Origin of the sequence: Intestinimonas massiliensis (ex Afouda et al. 2020) (genome assembly GCF_001244995.1) — a bacterium.
In the GTDB taxonomy this organism is placed as follows: Bacteria; Bacillota; Clostridia; order Oscillospirales; family Oscillospiraceae; genus Intestinimonas; species Intestinimonas massiliensis.
In genome coordinates, this window is record NZ_LN869529.1 from 2,027,236 (window position 1) to 2,044,091 (window position 16,856).

15 protein-coding genes are annotated in these 16,856 nt (G+C 60.1%); 9 read left to right on the forward strand and 6 right to left on the reverse strand.

Annotated features, from left to right (window positions below):
• Window positions 1–339: 339 nt before the first annotated feature.
• Entirely contained in the window at window positions 340–828 is a 489-nt protein-coding gene (locus tag BN2154_RS13740; RefSeq protein ID WP_050619319.1) for an SAM-dependent methyltransferase, read from the forward strand.
• A 37-nt stretch (window positions 829–865) separates the two neighbouring features.
• Here BN2154_RS13740 and BN2154_RS13745 read toward each other — a convergent pair whose 3' ends face one another.
• Complete coding sequence (locus BN2154_RS13745; protein WP_050619648.1) at window positions 866–1,768, reverse strand: LysR family transcriptional regulator; 903 nt, start codon at window positions 1,766–1,768, stop codon at window positions 866–868.
• A 96-nt stretch (window positions 1,769–1,864) separates the two neighbouring features.
• Here BN2154_RS13745 and BN2154_RS15895 point away from each other — a divergent pair, with 96 nt between their 5' ends.
• On the forward strand, window positions 1,865–2,017 hold the full coding sequence (locus BN2154_RS15895) for a hypothetical protein (protein WP_154666708.1): 153 nt from the start codon (window positions 1,865–1,867) through the stop codon (window positions 2,015–2,017).
• Window positions 2,018–2,181: 164 nt separating this feature from the next.
• Here the strand turns inward: BN2154_RS15895 and spo0A are convergent, their stop codons facing one another.
• Both spo0A and spoIVB read right to left on the reverse strand, forming a co-directional pair.
• Window positions 2,182–2,946 carry a sporulation transcription factor Spo0A gene (gene spo0A / locus BN2154_RS13750; protein ID WP_050619320.1) on the reverse strand — a complete coding sequence of 255 codons (765 nt, stop codon included), beginning with the start codon at window positions 2,944–2,946 and terminating at the stop codon, window positions 2,182–2,184.
• Between the two features lie 288 nt (window positions 2,947–3,234).
• On the reverse strand, window positions 3,235–4,362 hold the full coding sequence (spoIVB, locus tag BN2154_RS13755; protein WP_050619321.1) for a SpoIVB peptidase: 1,128 nt from the start codon (window positions 4,360–4,362) through the stop codon (window positions 3,235–3,237).
• Between the two features lie 315 nt (window positions 4,363–4,677).
• Between spoIVB and BN2154_RS13760 the strand changes: the two genes are divergently transcribed.
• The 4 genes from BN2154_RS13760 to BN2154_RS13775 all read left to right on the forward strand — a co-directional run bounded on the left by BN2154_RS13760 (window position 4,678) and on the right by BN2154_RS13775 (window position 8,694).
• The gene (locus BN2154_RS13760; RefSeq protein ID WP_050619322.1) at window positions 4,678–5,202 is read left to right on the forward strand and encodes a DUF6512 family protein; all 525 of its coding nucleotides are present in this window, start codon (window positions 4,678–4,680) and stop codon (window positions 5,200–5,202) included.
• 434 nt (window positions 5,203–5,636) lie between these two features.
• Window positions 5,637–5,909 carry a hypothetical protein gene (locus BN2154_RS15900; RefSeq protein WP_154666709.1) on the forward strand — a complete coding sequence of 91 codons (273 nt, stop codon included), beginning with the start codon at window positions 5,637–5,639 and terminating at the stop codon, window positions 5,907–5,909.
• A gap of 627 nt (window positions 5,910–6,536) precedes the next feature.
• A complete protein-coding gene (locus BN2154_RS13770; RefSeq protein WP_050619324.1) occupies window positions 6,537–7,409 on the forward strand; it encodes a LysR family transcriptional regulator in 873 nt (290 codons plus the stop codon).
• Between the two features lie 235 nt (window positions 7,410–7,644).
• The gene (locus BN2154_RS13775) at window positions 7,645–8,694 is read left to right on the forward strand and encodes an AbrB family transcriptional regulator (RefSeq protein ID WP_050619325.1); all 1,050 of its coding nucleotides are present in this window, start codon (window positions 7,645–7,647) and stop codon (window positions 8,692–8,694) included.
• A gap of 56 nt (window positions 8,695–8,750) precedes the next feature.
• Here BN2154_RS13775 and BN2154_RS13780 read toward each other — a convergent pair whose 3' ends face one another.
• Entirely contained in the window at window positions 8,751–9,737 is a 987-nt protein-coding gene (locus BN2154_RS13780; protein ID WP_195892359.1) for a LysR family transcriptional regulator, read from the reverse strand.
• Window positions 9,738–10,003: 266 nt separating this feature from the next.
• Here BN2154_RS13780 and BN2154_RS13785 point away from each other — a divergent pair, with 266 nt between their 5' ends.
• The 3 genes from BN2154_RS13785 to BN2154_RS13795 are packed head-to-tail and all read left to right on the forward strand — an operon-like array spanning window position 10,004 to window position 14,408.
• Entirely contained in the window at window positions 10,004–11,629 is a 1,626-nt protein-coding gene (locus BN2154_RS13785; RefSeq protein WP_050619327.1) for an amidohydrolase, read from the forward strand.
• Window positions 11,630–11,667: 38 nt separating this feature from the next.
• A complete protein-coding gene (locus BN2154_RS13790; protein ID WP_050619328.1) occupies window positions 11,668–13,248 on the forward strand; it encodes an AbgT family transporter in 1,581 nt (526 codons plus the stop codon).
• Window positions 13,249–13,277: 29 nt separating this feature from the next.
• Entirely contained in the window at window positions 13,278–14,408 is a 1,131-nt protein-coding gene (locus BN2154_RS13795) for a C45 family autoproteolytic acyltransferase/hydrolase (RefSeq protein WP_094762520.1), read from the forward strand.
• A 72-nt stretch (window positions 14,409–14,480) separates the two neighbouring features.
• Here BN2154_RS13795 and citX read toward each other — a convergent pair whose 3' ends face one another.
• Both citX and BN2154_RS13805 read right to left on the reverse strand, forming a co-directional pair.
• The gene (citX, locus tag BN2154_RS13800; protein WP_050619330.1) at window positions 14,481–15,845 is read right to left on the reverse strand and encodes a citrate lyase holo-[acyl-carrier protein] synthase; all 1,365 of its coding nucleotides are present in this window, start codon (window positions 15,843–15,845) and stop codon (window positions 14,481–14,483) included.
• Window positions 15,842–16,744 carry a LysR family transcriptional regulator gene (locus BN2154_RS13805; protein WP_050619331.1) on the reverse strand — a complete coding sequence of 301 codons (903 nt, stop codon included), beginning with the start codon at window positions 16,742–16,744 and terminating at the stop codon, window positions 15,842–15,844. Before BN2154_RS13805 ends, citX begins: the two co-directional genes overlap by 4 nt.
• Window positions 16,745–16,856 lie beyond the last annotated feature (112 nt).

Consider the following 16,856-nt stretch of genomic DNA (forward strand, 5'->3'; position numbering starts at 1 on the left):
AGGGTCTTGCATCCCAAGGCTTTCAAGGCCAATTGGCTTTGTTCAGGTGCCATACGGCGCTCCAATGGAAATACGCATTGTAACAGTGTCTAAATTTCATCTTGATGAAATTATGCGGCAGTGGCCGCACGAATCAACCGCTTGGCGGTTTATTCCGTGGACATTATACTAGCACAAAACCGGGCATTTTGTCTATGGGGTGCGGTTGGGGCCGCGTGAGTGGAGCGATACCCTCTGATGCGAGTCAAATGGTTTGAAAATGGGGCTTGTAGTATCCGATTCCCCTGCTATACTGGAGATACGGTACCGTAAAAATCCAATCAGAGAGGAACGATTTTTATGGAAAACAGCTTGCTTGTGCGCCCAATCGGCACGGTCCGCGCCTCCGGGGACGGCTTCCGCATCGAGGTGTCCCCCTCCTTTCGCCCTGCCCTGATGGGACTGGATGCCTTCGGCTGGGTCCAGATCCTGTGGTGGTTCTCAGGCTGTGATGACCCTGCCTCCCGGGCCACACTGCAGATATCCAGGCCCTATATCCGGGGCCCGGAACGATTGGGCGTCTTTTCTACCCGCTCCCCCCAGCGCCCCAATCCGCTGGCTGTCTCCTGCGCTCAGGTGCTCTGCGTAGATTCGGCGTGCGGCGCGGTGGACCTGGCCTATCTGGATGCGGCGGACGGCACTCCCGTGCTGGACCTCAAGCCCTACACCCCCAGTCTGGACCGGGTAGAGCGCCCCGGCGGGCCAGACTGGTGCGCCCACTGGCCGGGCTCGGTAGAGGCCAGCGGCGCTTTCGACTGGTCTTCAGAGTTTGCCTTCGAGAGCCAATAATAAGACCGCCCCGGGACCTTGGTCCCGGGGCGGTCTGTCAATTTTCCTTCAGCCACGCCTGAACATGGGGCAAAAACCGGGCCGTCACCGGAGAAACCTCCCTCAGGCTGCGCACTGCCAGGCCCAGTTCCCGGAACTGGGGCGGGTCCAGCGGCTTGACCACCACCTCGTAAGGGGTACGCCGGAGGACCAGCTCCGGCAGGATGCTGATGCCCAGACCGCTGGCCACCATGGCGATGACGGCATAGTCGTCGTTGACGGCGTACTCCACGTTGGGCCGCACCCCCGCCCGCTCAAAGATGCCGGCCACCTCCTTGTCCTTGTCGTCTTCCGGGCGGATAAAGGGCTCCTGAGCAAAGCGCTCCATGGGACAGCTCCCCGCCTCCGCCAGCGGGTGCCGCTTGGGCAGCACAGCCACCAGCCGGTCCCGCCGCAGGGAGATGGTCTCCAGCTCCCGGCCGGCGGGCAGGCCTACAAAGCCGCAGTCCACCCGCCCTTTGCGAATCCAGTCCTCGATCTCGGCGTACTCCACCCCGCCCAGCAGCTCGAAGCGGATGCCCGGATACTGCTCCAAAAAGGACTTCATGATGCCCGGCAGCCAGTGGACCGAGATGCTGGTAATGGTGCCAATGCGGATAGTGCCCCGGGTGAGGCCGTGGAGCGCCCCGATCCGCTCGGTCAGCTCCCGCTGGGCATTGCACACCGTCCGGATATCGGGCAGCAGCTCCGCCCCCGCCGGGCTCAGCGCCACGCCGCCCCGGCCCCGGACCAGCAGGCTCACCGCCCATTCCGTTTCCAGATCCGCAATCATACGGCTCACGGCGCTCTGGGTATACCCCAGCTCCTCGGCAGCCCGGGTGATGCTGCCCAGCTCCACGGTTTTGAGGAATGCCTGGTATTTGGAAATGCCCATCTCCTCATCTCCATTCCATTTTTTCATGTTATATATGATAAACATTCTCTTGTCTCATGTCTGTTTCCATTGTATAATGAAGACAGACAAAAGGCAAGACTGAGATTCAGAAAGGAGTTCTCCATGAAGATGCGTTACGCCACTCCCTTGGAGGCTTGGATCCATGCAGGCGGCGATCCGCTGGTCCGCAACTGGAACACATTGACCGCCAAGGGGAGCTTTTGGCAGGGCAGCCTCTGGCAGGCCTTCCGCCTGGCCTTTGGGGCACAGCTCTGAATTTCTTGGCCGATTCCCAAACCATTTTCCATACTCTCCCGAACAGATCAGGCCCGCGGCATTTGCCGCGGGCCTGATCTGTTCTAACAATCAATTATGGACGGGCACGGCGTCCCTGTTTTCTCCGCAAGTAACTCCCTTGCAGCGCAGTGTCCTCCGCCGGTTTACTTTTCCTTTCGCTGGAGCTGGAGCCGATCGGCAATCATAGCGATGAATTCAGAATTGGTGGGTTTGCCTTTGGCATTGGAAACGGTATAGCCAAAGTATTTTTGCAGGGTCTCCAGATCGCCCCGGTCCCAGGCCACCTCGATGGCATGGCGGATCGCCCGCTCCACCCGGGAGGCGGTGGTATTGAACCGCTTGGCCACCTCGGGGTAAAGCACCTTGGTCACGGCATTGATGACCTCCATGTTCTCCACCGTCATGACGATGGCTTCCCGCAGATACTGATAGCCCTTGATATGGGCCGGCACTCCGATCTCGTGGATGATGGAAGTGACGGAGCTCTCCAGACTCTGGTGCATGCCGGCCGGACTCCGGTTGTCCTCCTCCTGGGAGACCGCTCCGCCCAACTGCCGCACCCGCTCGATGACGGCGGACAGCTTACAGGGCTTCATCATAAAATAGCTGGCTCCCTTGGCGGCGGCCAGCTCGGCCATATTGCCCCGCACAAAGCCGGAGAGGACCAGGACCTTGGGCCGGGACGCCTGTTCCAGCGCGCTCAGCACCTCCAGGCCGTCCATCCGGGCCAGCACCATGTCCATAAGCAGTACGTCGGGGGACAGCTCTCGAACCAGCCGCAGGGCCTCCTCCCCGTCTCCGGTCGCAGCCAGAACTTCCATATCTGCCTCATCCCGCATGGCATCCATCAAAATGCTGCGGAACGATTCATCCGCGTCCGCAATCAACAGCTTCTTCTTGCTCTCCATGTCGTCTCCCTTTCCAGCAGAATTGCCCTGCTCTCTGATTTTACCGGTCCTCGCCGGCTTCATATCCATAATTTACCACAATCAGACAGCAACTTCAAGTCTTTTCTGACATTTTTTGGAATTAAATGGTTCGACCGAATTCGCCGCGCATTCTCCCGCAACAGGTCCAGCTTTTTGGGGGGCTCTCTTTTGAGATTACTCAAAAGTGGTAGAAAAGTCAAGTATCTGCTCTTTTGTGCGGGAAGGGCCGCCCGCTGCTCGTGCGGCGGGCGGCCCTTTCCACTTGAATCAGGAGACCTTGGCCTCCAGAGTCTGCGGCGTCTGCGCCAGCATGGTCTCCGCCAGGATGCCGTAGCCCTCGGTGGGGTTGTTGACCAGAACGTGGGTGACCGCCCCCACCAGCTTGCCGTTCTGGAGGATGGGGCTGCCGCTCATCCCTTGGACAATGCCGCCGGTGGCTTCCAGCAGCCTGGGATCGGTGACCTTAACCATCAGCTCCCGGGTATCGCCTCCACTGCCGGGATAGACCTTGGTGATCTCTACCGCATACTCCTCTACCGTGTCGCCGGCGATGTTGGACAGGATGGTGGCGCCGCCCAGCTTGACTTCCCTCCGGGCCGCCACGGGGACCGGCCGGAGGCCGTCCGTCAGGCTGTCGTCCGTAAGGGTGCCAAAGACTCCGCTGCCGGTATTGGCATACAGCTCGCCCATGTCCCGGTCCACCTGGAAGGCCCCGTGGAGCTCTCCCGGGGAACCGGACTCTCCTTTCTTCACGTCGGCCACCGTGGCATACATGATGGAGCCGGATTCCAGAGGCATCAGCAAAGCGGTGTCCACGTCATTGATGCCGTGGCCCAGCGCGCCGAAGGCGCCGGTCTCCGGGTCATAAAAGGTGAGGGTGCCGATTCCGGCCATGGAATCCCGAATCCACGCCCCCAGCTTATAGGCGCCGTCGGTACTGCATTTGACGGCCTGGGCGGTGAGCTGCATCTGCTTGTCCCCCCGGATGGCCCGGATGCTCATCCGATCCCCCTCCAGGCCCTGGAGCACAGACTGTACCTGTTCAATGGTGTCCACCTGGGTATCGTTGATGTGGGTGATGATATCACCCTGGCGCAGACCGCAGTCCTTGGCGGGCGCGCAGCTTCCCGCCTCGCCGGTGATCTCCGACAGCCCTACCACCAGTACGCCGTCGGAGAACATCTTGATGCCCACCGCCCGACCCAGCGGCACCACCATCCGCTCCCCGGTCTCCAAAGCCGCCGTGGTCCGGGCCTCTTCGCCGCCGGGTCCAACCGCTCTGGCCCGGCCGGTGACACTCAGCACCAGCAGCCCGGCCAGCAGGCACACTGCCGCCGCCCGAACCGCCTGGAGAAGCTCGCCGGCCCAGGGCATAAAGTGTTGTTCCTCATTCATTGTACCACCCCTTTTTAAAATCACAGCGTGCGAACGCATCCGATCGCACCAAATTTAATATGGCCCGGCGCGGTGCAAAAAAGAGGTGGCAACGCTGCCAATGAAACACACCTTTGGGTTGTCTGAAAATGGGAAACGCCTGAGCGGCGGCGTTATGCAGAACGTGCGCTGGCGGTTCCTGTCTTTTTGCCAAAATTAAATTTTTGATTTCAAACCAGTTTTTTCCAGACCCTTCAGGTCCTTCCGGGTCATGCCTGGCATCATTTGGGACGGGGCTGCATACCTTTTACTACCATTGTAAAGGGGGAATCGCCCGTGCGGAAGCATTCCAAAAAATGCCTGATTACCTTTGTCGCGGTGACATTGCTCGGCGCCTGCCTGCATTTTGTCTACGCTATCTTTCCCAACCCCGTCGTCGCCATCTTCTCTCCCATCAACGAAAGTTTATGGGAACATTTGAAAATTTTGTTTTGGCCCTATCTCCTGGGTTTCCTCTATCTCACCCGCGGCGGCGAGCAGGGCTGCCGCATCCCCTGGATGCTGTCCGCGCTGGCGCTCTGCGCCGTCATGCTGGCGGCGAGCTATGTCTATCACATACTCCTCCTGGGCGAGGCGCCGGCGGTCGATGTCGCCCTCTATGTGCTGCTGATGGCGGCAGGATTTCTTCTGCTCCCCGGTCTCTTTCAGGCTGCGGCCGGCCGCCGGGGCCTGCGGGAAGCCGTTACCCTGGCCTTCCTGACACTGGGAGCCCTGCTGGTACTCTTCACCTTCCTGCCGCCGGATCAGGTGCTCTTTGCGGACCTCTCCGGGGTCAATACCTTCGCCACCATTCCCTACTGACAAGCCGCTTGATCCCCGCCCAAAAAAGGGCACCTGCTTTCGGCAGGGTGCTCATCATGCAGTAAGCAATCCAACACAATGATGCTTTACGACCTTTGTCAGACGGGGTCGGCCAGCAAAAAATAGGCGGTGCTTGGCTTTTTTGTGCCGAGTACCGTTTGTTTTTTAGGTGGGAAAGGAGCATCTGTGCGCAAACAACTTATTCGATTTTTCCCATATCCTGCATGTGAAGCCGCTTGCGGGAGGCTTGCACCTGCCGGGAGCAGCCTCATCAAAGTATGATATAATTTTGTTCCAGAAATCCTGGATTTGATGTAGCATGCGCCGCCAAAACCGTAGTAGGACTTACCGGGAAAGTGGAAGTTTCATAAAATTGCCGCCTGTTTTTCTGTAATTATGTTGATTGCCGTATTTTATTTGGAACCGCATGCGCAGTGAGCGCAGATTTTAGACAGGCCGTTATTTCATTTCTCTTCCCAACTTATACAGAAAATCAACTTTGCGAAATAGATGAAGGCCATAGAACTGGGTCTTTTAGCATGGAGGATACATTATTCACATTTTTGGAAAAATTCAATAGTGAACATGTCGAACATGTTGTTATGGAACGAAATGATTACAAAGAAACTACGGGCCTGTGGCAAGTCATAGCCTATCAAATCCTCGATAGTGAAATTGCAAATGAAATGATTGATAATAGGCAATAGAATGACCTGTGCTTTCCAAAAAAGAGTGACTGCTATGAACGCAGTCACTCTTTTCCGTGTTAGAAAGCGGCCACCACCCATAACAAAACCAAGGGAAAAAACCGCGAGGAATTGACCGCCGAGATTGAGGACGGCAGGCCCTCGGAGAGGGGTTGGTAGCTAGCGCCGCAACAAAGACGGCATGACCAAAGCCCTGCCGTCCCTGCAAAACAATATTCTACTGTTTATGACCCGCGCTCATCACAGGCTACTCTTCCTCTCTGTCTTTTATTCCATGTCCGCCTGCACAGCAGCCTGCTTCCATCCTGCGGGATACGCCTCCGGGATCCATGCTGACAATAGGTGGCCCAAACGTTGACCAGGATCAGATCATAGTCGGACAGAAGGGACTGGTCCACTGCGCGGAGCATATTCCTGGTGCATGGTATCTCCTCCAATGTCACAGGTTGGTCTCTGCTCCCACTATATATGGCATATGGCGTCCGGCCCTCTCGTCAAGGAAATTTGCCGTACCGGTCAAAAACTGCCTCCCCTCTTGCCGCCCGGCGGAAACCGCGGTATGATACTGCTATCCGGTCCCGGCGGGCATCTTTTGCGGTCCGCCCGGCCCACAGGGGGGATCACACCGTGGACAGCCGCGACTGCCAGTTTCTCATTGACCTATACGAAATGAAGAGTATCACCAAGGTAGCTCAGAAATACTACTTGTCCCAGCCCGCCATGACCAAACGTCTACAGCGGCTGGAGGAAGAGTTCGGCTGCACGATCCTGCTGCGCCGCAAAAAGGGGGTCTCCTTCACCGCCGTCGGGGAGCAGGTGCTGCCCTACTGCCGCAGTATGCTGCGGCTCAACCAGGAGATGATGGGAACCATCAACCGCCACCAGGGCATCGTGGGCGGCTCCCTGTCCATCCTGTGCTCTCTTTCCTACTCCTATTACCGGCTTCCTTGGGCGTTGAAACTCTACTGCCAGCGCTATCCCATGGTGGGAGTCACCGTCCAGGCTGGGCAGAGCGGCCCCCTCTACTACCAGTTCCTGAAAAATGAGAGTTGCATTGCCATCCTGCGAGGGGAGCGGGCCTGGGGCGACGGCCGAATCCGCCTGGACTCTGAACCACTCTGCCTGGTGTGCAGTCACGAGAACGCCAGCCGCGCCCTGAAAGATTACAGCTATATCGCCAGCCACACCGACCAGGCTGTAGTCTCCCAGATTGAGCGCTGGGCCTTGGAGCAGAACCTGCCCCTATACAACACCAAGCTCTCGGTTAATAACATCAACTGCTGCAAGGAGATGGCCCGGTTGGGGCTGGGTTGGTCCGTCCTGCCTCGCACCTGCCTGGATGACTTTGATGGCACTGTGCGGCCCCTCTGCTTCCAGGACGGCTCTCCTCTGAAGCGGGATACCTATGTGCTCTATCATAGCTCCTATCATGAACTGCAACAGGTGCGGCTTTTTCTGGACACCTTGGTGGAAAGTGAGCGTCTCCACCATCATCCCTGAAGCGAACCATCTCAGCATGGTTTCTTTTTATCTATATCCATAACTATTTTTCATGAAAAATTATTTTACCGATAATCTTCAGTTCTTATTTCTTTTTTCTACTTTTTGAGCATTTTTTACCGCCATCCATCCACGCCCTGCCAAAAACCGTCCCGCTTGTCAACTTTGGAGACTTCTTGTACACTGTGGGCGACGGGGATTTTTCCCCGCGGTTCTTTTGCAGAGGTGAACAACGATGTCTCATCTTCTCCTGACGTTGGGGGCGGGGGCTGTCCTGGGCTTGGCCTTTCTTCGTCTCAAGGTACCCGGCGGTATGATGGTGGGGGCCATGGTGGGCGTGGCAGCCTTCAACATCGGTACCGGGCTGGCCTATATGCCCGCCACCGCCCGTCTGGCAGCGCAGATCACCGCCGGTGCCTTTATCGGCGCCTCTGTGGAAAAGCGTGATCTACGGCGTATGCCTAAGCTGATCAAGCCTGCCCTGATTTTGCTGGGCGGCATGCTGATCCTAAACCTGGCCATGGGGCCTGTGATCCATGCACTCAGCGGACTGGATTGGATGACCTCCTTTTTTTGCGCCGTGCCAGGCGGAATAAGCGACACCCCCATCATTGCCGCCGATATGGGGGCCGATGCGGGCGATGTGGCCCTGGCCCAATTTTCCCGTCTGGTGGCAGGCATCGGCATCTTTCCATCCCTCATCCTAGCCATGACACAGCATGATCCACAGGGGGAAGAGGGCGCGCATCAGGCCGGGGCGGCTGACCGGCAGAAGGCCCCCGCCTCGGTGGCGCTGACCATCGTGGTGGCGGCTGTCTGTGGCTTCATCGGCAAGCGCTCCGGCGTACCGGTGGGTGCCCTGCTCTTTGCCATGCTGGGTGTTATCGCCCTCAAGCTGCTGACCGACCGTGCCGCCGTCCCCCTATGGCTCAAGCGGCTGGCCCAGCTTCTCTCCGGAGCTTATATTGGCTCCAGCATGGGTCTGGCCGACCTGCTGGAGATGTGGGTACTGCTTCTGCCCATCGTCCTGCTGGTGCTGGCTTATCTGCTCAACTGCTTGGTGATCAGTACCTTGCTTCATCGCTTCTGCGGAATCCGCCGCCGGGAGGCCATGCTGGCCGCCACCCCCGCCGGGGCCAATGACATGGCGCTGATCTCAGGAGACCTAGGGGTCCATAGCCAAGACCTGAACGTCCTGCAGATCATTCGCATGATCGTCGTCGTATCGGTCTTTCCCCAGATCGTCCGTCTGGTAGTCTCTCTGTTGGAGGGCACCTGTCCGTAATGTACCTCAGCCACAACCAAAACCACCGCGGTCATTCAGACCGCGGTGGTTTTTTGTCACAGCGCTGCGGAAAAATCAATGTCGTGGCGCACCTGAAACCGGGGGATGTGGGTATCCACAAACTTGGGAATCTCACGCCGGGCCATTTCAATGAATCTCAGCGCCGCTGGGGAGAGCTTCCGGTTTTTCTTATACAGCATCCCCATAGAGCGCACGGTGGGCTTCTCCTCGATGGAGCAGAACAGGGGGGCGGGGTCGAACTGCTCCTCAAAAGTGACCGAGACTGGGGCAATGGCGAAGCCTTTTCCCCGGGAGGCCAGGCGGTAAGCGGTTGTGGTATTGATAATCTCCATCACCACCTCAGGCTGGAGTCGGTACTGCTCGAACAGGCGGTGGGCCAGGTAGTAGGTTCCCTGAGAGGGGGTAGCCGAAAAGAAGGGCAGCCGATCCAGGAGTTTGGGCGGCAGGTACTGGAGCACATTAGGCTGGTTGGCCGGCAGCTTCAGCCCAGCCAAAACGGGGTGCAGACGGCTGACTACCTCGGTCATCTCCTCGTCGCACAGGTGAATGAAGCCCACCCCCTCGGTCAGCACCGGTTGGGTTCCAATGAAAAAAATGTCGATAGTCTCTTTGGTGAGCATCTGCTCCAAGGTCAGGCTGTTGCCCTCTACGAGCTGGACCTCTACCCCTGGATTCTCCGCTTTGAACGCGGGTAGGATACGTGGCAGCCAGGTGTGGCAGCGGGTGGAGGCCATGCCCAGGACGAGCCGGTCCTTTTTGGCGGCGGCAATCTCGGCCATTTCCTGGTCCAGCCGCCCCTTCATGGCCAAGATCTCCCGCATACCGGCCAAATAGCGCTCCCCGGCATAAGTCAGCCGAATGGGGGAACACGAGCGGTCGAACAGCTTAACCCCCAACTCTTCCTCCATGTTCTTGATACAGCGGGTCAGCGCCGGCTGAGAGATAAAACACTTCTCCGCAGCTTTGGAAAAACTCTTGAGCTCAGCTACCGCGATCATGTAATGCACCTTGTTAAAATCCATGGTCATCCACTCTCCTGCAATCGGTTGCGGGTCGTCGCAGCTCCGGCGGCCATTTTCATATTTTTCTATTTTTCTTCTTTTATCTCAACGAGATTATAACTCTTATGTGGAAAAGGTATTGGACGAATTGCCCTCTTTTCAGTATCATGTGACCATAAACATTATAGATAATATCCAAACAAGTTGTCAATCATGAAATACAGGCGCATAATTATTTAGTATTTATGAATAATTTCCTATTTTTATGAATAGAGGGAGGAACCTTGATGCGAAAACCTGATGTGGCCTATGTGAACGGGAAGGTCTATACCGTCGATCCAAATTTCTCTGTTGCCACCGCCTTCTGCCTCTCGGACGACCGCTTTGTGGCCGTGGGTACCGACCAGGAGATCCGGGCGCTGTGCACTCCTGAAACCCGGGTGGTGGACCTGCACGGCCAGGTGGTCCTGCCCGGTCTGATCGACTCCCACCTCCACATCAACAACACCGGCGCCATGAAGCTGGAGCTGAACGTGGTGGCCAAGCAGCGGCGGGAGATTGTGGACATGGTAGCTCAGGCCTACCAGACCATCAGGCCCGGGGAGTGGATCGTGGGCCGGGGCTGGCTGAACGACGAGTGGCCGGACTCCTCCTTCCCCACCAAGGAGGAGTTGGACGCCGTGGCGCCGGACGTACCCGTCTACCTGAAGCGGGCCTGCGGCCACGCCGCCTGGGTGAACAGCAAGGCCTTCGAGGCGGTGGGCGTCACCGACGCCACCCCCGACCCGGTGGGCGGCGAGTACCTGCGCAAGCCGGACGGGACCCTGCTGGGTGTGGTCACCGACCAGGCTCAGGACCCCTTCAACAAGGCCATCCCCCCCTACAACAAAGAGCAGCTCCAGAAGATCGTGCTACTGGCCCAGGAGAGCTTCTTCGCCGCCGGTCTGACCACCGTCCACGACGCCGGTACCGCCGAGGAGTGGATCCAGGCTTGGGAAGAGCTCTACCAGCGCCGGGAACTCAAGTTGCGCATCTATGCCAGCATGCGGGTCATCGGCCGGCCCAGCTACGAGGAGCTCCTCCACGGCTCCATGGAGTATTTCAAAAAGGGCCTGCGCATCGGGATGTACGGCAACCGGCTCACCGCCCGGGCCTACAAGATTTCGGGCGACGGCTCTCTGGGTGCCCGCAGCGCCTGGATGTTGGACGACTACGACGACCGGCCCGGCCACAAGGGCAACGGCAAGTGGACCGACGAGCAGCTCTACAACGTGCTCTATCAGGCCCGCCGGGCCGGCTTTCAGATTTGGTATCACGCCATTGGCGACGCGGCCAACCGCCAGTGCCTGAACACCTACGAGCGGCTGCTGCGGGAGCTGCCCGACCCAGACGCCCGCCTGCGCATCGAGCACGCCCAGATTATCGCGCCCGAGGACATCCCCCGGTTCAAGAAGCTGGGCGTCATCCCCACGCACCAGACCGTGTTCCTGCGCACCGACAAAAAGGTGGCGGATACCCGCCTGGGCCCCCAGCGCATCAAGGGCGCCTATGCTTGGCGGACCCTGATCGATCAGGGTAACGTGGTGCCCAACGGCACCGATTCCCCGGTGGAAAGCTATAACCCCTTTCTGAGCATGTACTGCGCCGTCACCCGCATGGATGAGCGCGGGCAGCCGGAGGGCGGCTGGTACCCCCAGGAGGCTATGACCCGGGAGGAGGCCCTGCGCTCCTACACTGTATGGGGTGCTTACGCCGGTTTTGAAGAGCATCTGAAGGGCAGCATCGAGGCCGGAAAGCTGGCGGACTTTGTGGTCATCGACCGGGACTACCTGGCCTGTCCTGCCGAGGAAATCAAGGATATTCAGGTCTTGCAGACTGTTGTGGGTGGTGAGACTGTGTATCAGCGGGGATAACGGGAGAGTCCCCGACCGAGTTGAAAGGAGATTGGAAAATGGAAACAGCCAAGCAAGAAAAGAGAGCAAAGAAAAGTCTGTTTTACCGCTTTATCCACGGCGTGGAAGTGGTAGGCAACAAGCTGCCCCACCCCTTTTACCTGTTCAGCATCCTGATCGTCGTCGCCATCATCCTGTCCGTCATCTTTGCCGGCACCTCCGTCACCTATGAGAAGGCCTCCAGCTCCGGCGCCGCCGCCGAGATGGTCACCGCCACCGTCAAAAACCTGCTGAACAAAGAGACCATCACCTACGTCACCCAGAACATGTACAGCATCTACTACAACTTCTCTCCCATGATGATGATGGGTCTGCTGATGCTGTCCATCGGCCTGGCCGAGCAGGTCGGCCTCTTTGGCGCCGTCATCAAGCGGACCATCGCCGGGGCCAAGCCCGCCTTCGTCTTCGCCATCGTATCCTTCATCGCCATCAACGCCAACACCGCCTCCAACGCCGGTATCCTGGGCTGCACCGCGGTGTCCGCGGCGGTCTTTGCCTCCATGGGGTATAACCCCTGGTTGGGCATCCTGCTGGCCTATGCCGCCGGCAACGCGGGCATGTCGGCCAACGTCTTCGTGGGCAACCTGGACGTGCTCCTGTCCGGCATCAACGAGTCGGTGTGCAGCACCCTGGGCATCGACACCTCCACTGTCCACGTGCTCCAGAACTGGTACTTCATGGCCGCTTGCGCCATCGTCCTCACCGTGGTCTTTACCTTCGTCACCACCAAGTTCGTCCGCGGCTTCATCGGCGAGCCCAAGGACCTGAGCCTGGTCCAGGCCGACGACGCCAACCGGGAGCTGACCCCCCTGGAGCACAAGGCCCTGCGCAACGCCGGTATCGCCGCCATCGTCTACATCGCCGTCGTGGTGGCTGTGTGTATCCCCAAGAACTCCTTTTTCCGGGCCGACGACGGCAGCATCGTGCCCAACTCCCCCTTGCTCAAGAGCGTGCTGACCCTGCTGTTCCTGTTCTTCCTGGTCACCGCCATTGCCTACGGCCGCACCACCGGCAAGCTGGCCGATTGGAACGATCTGCCCAAAATGCTGGCTGGCAGCATCAACTCCATGGTCAACTTCATGGTCATCGCCCTGCCCGCCTCCGTGTTCATCTACCTGTTCAATGCCTCCAACATCCCCACCGTCCTCGGCGCCGCCGGCGCCGAGTGGATCAAGGCCTCCGGCATCAACGGCTTCGGACTGATGGTGTGCATCGTCTTCTTCTCCACCTTCCTGAACCTGTTTATGACCTCCGGCTCCTCCAAGTGGATGATCCTGGCCCCCATCCTGATCCCTATGTTCTACGCCATCGGCTTCAGTCCCGCGCTGACCACCGTGGCCTACCGCATCGGCGACTCCGCCACCAACGCTATCGCCCCCATCTCCTCCGACGTGGCCCTTATCGTGGGCCTGCTGGGCAAGTACAACACCGACAAGTCCAAAACCCCCGGCATGGGCACCGTGTTCGCCGGCTGTATGCCCTACGCCATCGCCACTATGATCGCCGAGCTGGCCATTCTGGCCGTGTGGTGGGCCCTCAAGCTGCCCTTGGGCCCCGGCGTAGGGATGTTCATCCACTAAATCCCACATTTGTCTGAGAGGAAATTGCCATGACTAATATGCCACTCTTCACCGTCCGCGGCGCCACCCACCGGGAGCGGGGCGCGGACTACGGCCGCCAGTGCCGGGACCTGATCCACGGCGTTCTGGAGCGCTACATCACCTTCTTCAACGGAGGCCACGCCGCCGTGAGCTGGGACGACGCCCGGGAGATCTCCAAACAGTTCCTTCCCTTCCTGCAGCGCTATTCTCCCGAGCTTTTGGAGGAGCTGGAGGGCATCGCCGAGGGCTCCGGCGCCAGCTTCGACGACCTGCTGACCCTCAACTCCCGCTCGGAGGCCATGACCCTCATCAAACGCCCCGCCTCCGACGAGGAGGAGCTGGACGGCTGCTCCAGCGTGGCGGTGCTGCCCGAGGCCATGGGCGATGGGCACACCCTGCTGGCCCAGAACTGGGACACCTACTCCTGGCAGGAGTACGGCACCATCATTCTACAGGTCCTGCGGGACGACGGCCCCGACCTCATGCTCGTCACCGAGGCCGGTCAGCTCGCCCGCTACGGCATGAACCAGGCCGGCATCGCCCTGGGCGTCAACAGCCTGCACAAAACCTTCAACACCAAGGTCTTCGGCATTCCGTCGGTCTTCGTCCGCCGTAAGTTCCTGGAGCAGGACCGCTATGTGGACGCCGTCAACAAGATCTTCGGGGCCGAGTCCATGCTGCCCATGTACTATGCGGCGGCCTATGCCGGCGGCGATGCCATGGGCTTTGAGAAGCTGGCGCGAGGCCATCTGGTCCTCTATCCGGAAAACGGCCTCATTGCCCACTCCAACCACCTGAAGCACCCCAAATACGCCTATCAGGTGGACGCCCTGGGCGGCACCCTGTATCGGGACCGCCGCATCCTCAAGCACCTGACGCCCAAGGTAGGGCAGATCACCCGCGAGGATGTGATCACCGCCTTCCAGGATCACTTTGGTTACCCCTTCTGCGTCTGCCGCCACGGCGATGAGCGCAAGAAGGAGCTGGACAAGATCAGCACCCTGGGCTGCATCCTGATGGACACCACGGACAAGCGCATGTGGGTGTGCAAGGGCACCCCGTGCTGCAGTCCCTTCCGGGAATACACCTGGCAGCGGCCCGACAAGCTTGCCCAATGGCAGGACATCGTCCTGTGGTGACGCCTCCCTCCCGCTTTCCTGTGATGCAGACCAATTCCCACCACTCCTCCCACAAGCCGAAAAGGCCGGAGCTCACGCTCCGGCCTTTTCCTGCTCCTCCCAGAAGAAGAAAAAGCACACCACTGCCAGCAGGTCGGCGCAGCCGCCGGGGCTCAGACCCTCCCGGATGAAGGACTCGTCCAGCCGGAGCAGGTCTTCCCAGGAAGGCCCTTCCCCGGCCAGCAGTTCCTCCGCCTCCCGGTGAACCTGGTCCAGGCGCTCCCTGCCCCGCCGCTTGACGATGTTCGTGTCCTCCGCCCGGGCGATCAGCCGGAGGAGCACCAGCGCCAGGGCGTCGTTGAGGGAGCGGCCCTCGGCCAGCAGGGCCCGCAGCGCCGTCAGCTCCTCCCGCTCCCGCCGGAAGCCGGAGGCCGCCTCCCCCCGGGCGCCCGTGAGCCCATGGGCCCGGAAGGCCGCCTGGCCCGCCGTCTCCGCTCCTGCTCCCAGCCCGCCCAGGGCCGGAGCTGCGATCTCCCCCGCCAGCGCCCCCAGGGCATCGTCGGAGGGGGCCTGCCCCGCCGCGGCCAGCATCCCCGCCGCCGCACAGAGGATGCCCAGGGAAAAGATGGCCCCCTTGTGGGTATTGACGCCCCCGGTGGCCCGATACATCTCTCCCTCGGCGCACATGCCCAGGGTCTGGAGCTCCGCCAGGACCTGCCGGGCCGGAGTCTCCGGGTGGGTCAGTCCCCACCGGGCGCAGGCGCGGAAGTATCCCCCCAGGGCGCAGGTACTGTCCAGAAAGGTGAAGAAATCCATGTCCCGGTGGGCGCCGCTGTTGTTCCGGTCCACCAGTCCCGGCTTGGGCGTGACCGAGACCTCGTAGAGCAGGGCCCGCTGGGCGGCCGCGCCGATGCGTCCGGCCTGGCGGGCGACGTACCAGTCCAGCAGCAGCCGGTCTGTGTACGCCTTCAACTCCTCCACGCTGTGGGCGCGGCTGCGGGCGCACAGGGCGGCGGGCTGGGTACACAAGAAGCAGCGCCGCCCCTCCTGCCCCACATCCCCCCGGCTCACCTTGGTCCCGTCGGGCCGCAGCACGTCGATGTCCCACAGGCGGCTGGCACCGCCCTGATCCTCCAGAGCGGTCATCCGGACTTTGACCAACTCCGCCGGCTGGTCCACCGCGAAAAAGGCGGTCTGTCCGGCGGGGCGGTCGGTCACCCGCTCATCCAGGACCGCGCCCAGGGCGGTGAGCACGTCCGCCGTCTGCCGTCGCCCCTCCTCGAACAGGGCGTCCGCCAGGAAATGCCGCTTCACCGGCCCGGCCATGTTCAGGCTCAGGCAAACCAGGCTGGCGCAGCCGCTCTCCGCCAGCATCTGCCGCTGCCGGGCCGCCCGCTCCTCCCGCAGGTCCAGCATCTCCTCCAGGGTGGTCTCCCGCCCCTGCGTCAGGCTGCTCATTGCTGCGCTCCCTCCTCCAGCAGCGCGATCCAGTCCCGCATATAACGGGTCTGGTACATGTTCTTCCGCCAGCAGAGATAGCTGTGGTGGCTGCTCTTCATGTTCTTCAGGAAATAGACGTTCCCCTGCCGCTCCAGATCCGGGTCGGTGCTGAACAAAGGATAGGGGGACAGGGTGACCGCTCCGCTGGACAGGGCGATACGCTTGGCGGTATCGAAGGAGTTGACCTCGGCCAGCACCTTGACCTTCATGCCATATTGCACAAACTGCTCCCGGACGAACTGGCCAATGTGATGTTCCTTTTCCAGCAGGACGAAGGCCTCGCCCTGGGCATCCCGGAGAGAGATGCTGGAGCCGCTGGGGTACTTTCGTGCCAGCGCGGTGTCCTGGGCGCACAGCAACACCAGCTTGTTTTTGGCGAACAGGCGGTACTCCAGGGGCTCCCGCTTACGCTCATACCGGGCCAGCACGATGTCGACGGTGCCGTCCAGCAGCATCTCCTCCAGCAGCGCCGAGCCCCGCTCCTCCACGCACAGCTTGACCTGGGGGTACATCTGAAAAAAACGGGGCAGCACCCGGGGCAGCAAATACATGCCCTCTTGGGCGGAGATGCCAAACCGCAGGATGCCGGTGGATTCTCCGTTCAGGTCGGACAGCTCGTTTTTCAGGTTCTGCTCCAGCATCATGATCTGCCGCCCGGTCTCCACATAGCGCTTTCCCGCCGGCGTGAGCTGCAGCGGCGTGCTGCCCCGCTGGAAAATGGAAGTACCCAGATTCTGCTCCTCCTGTTTAATCGCCTGGCTGAGGGCAGGCTGGGAGACGTGCTGGGTATGAGCTGCAGCGGTAATGTTGCCCTCCTGGCAGACCGCGAGCACATACTGAAGATTCTTCATATTCATGGCAGGTCCCCCTATAACAAATCTGTTATAACAGTTTTAATCTAAATAATATTTTACTTATTGTCAAGCCCCGAGTACAATAGAGTCGACAAAATTTCCAGATACGAAGGAG

Coding starts and splice junctions, on each gene's coding strand:
- spoIVB (WP_050619321.1), bottom strand. CDS start 4,362: ATGAATGAGGAACAACACTTTATGCCCTGGGCCGGCGAGCTTCTCCAG.
- citX (WP_050619330.1), bottom strand. CDS start 15,845: ATGAGCAGCCTGACGCAGGGGCGGGAGACCACCCTGGAGGAGATGCTG.
- BN2154_RS15895 (WP_154666708.1), top strand. CDS start 1,865: ATGAAGATGCGTTACGCCACTCCCTTGGAGGCTTGGATCCATGCAGGC.
- BN2154_RS13780 (WP_195892359.1), bottom strand. CDS start 9,737: ATGGATTTTAACAAGGTGCATTACATGATCGCGGTAGCTGAGCTCAAG.
- BN2154_RS13790 (WP_050619328.1), top strand. CDS start 11,668: ATGGAAACAGCCAAGCAAGAAAAGAGAGCAAAGAAAAGTCTGTTTTAC.
- BN2154_RS13775 (WP_050619325.1), top strand. CDS start 7,645: ATGTCTCATCTTCTCCTGACGTTGGGGGCGGGGGCTGTCCTGGGCTTG.
- BN2154_RS13785 (WP_050619327.1), top strand. CDS start 10,004: ATGCGAAAACCTGATGTGGCCTATGTGAACGGGAAGGTCTATACCGTC.
- BN2154_RS13740 (WP_050619319.1), top strand. CDS start 340: ATGGAAAACAGCTTGCTTGTGCGCCCAATCGGCACGGTCCGCGCCTCC.
- BN2154_RS13745 (WP_050619648.1), bottom strand. CDS start 1,768: ATGAAAAAATGGAATGGAGATGAGGAGATGGGCATTTCCAAATACCAG.
- BN2154_RS13795 (WP_094762520.1), top strand. CDS start 13,278: ATGACTAATATGCCACTCTTCACCGTCCGCGGCGCCACCCACCGGGAG.
- spo0A (WP_050619320.1), bottom strand. CDS start 2,946: ATGGAGAGCAAGAAGAAGCTGTTGATTGCGGACGCGGATGAATCGTTC.
- BN2154_RS13805 (WP_050619331.1), bottom strand. CDS start 16,744: ATGAATATGAAGAATCTTCAGTATGTGCTCGCGGTCTGCCAGGAGGGC.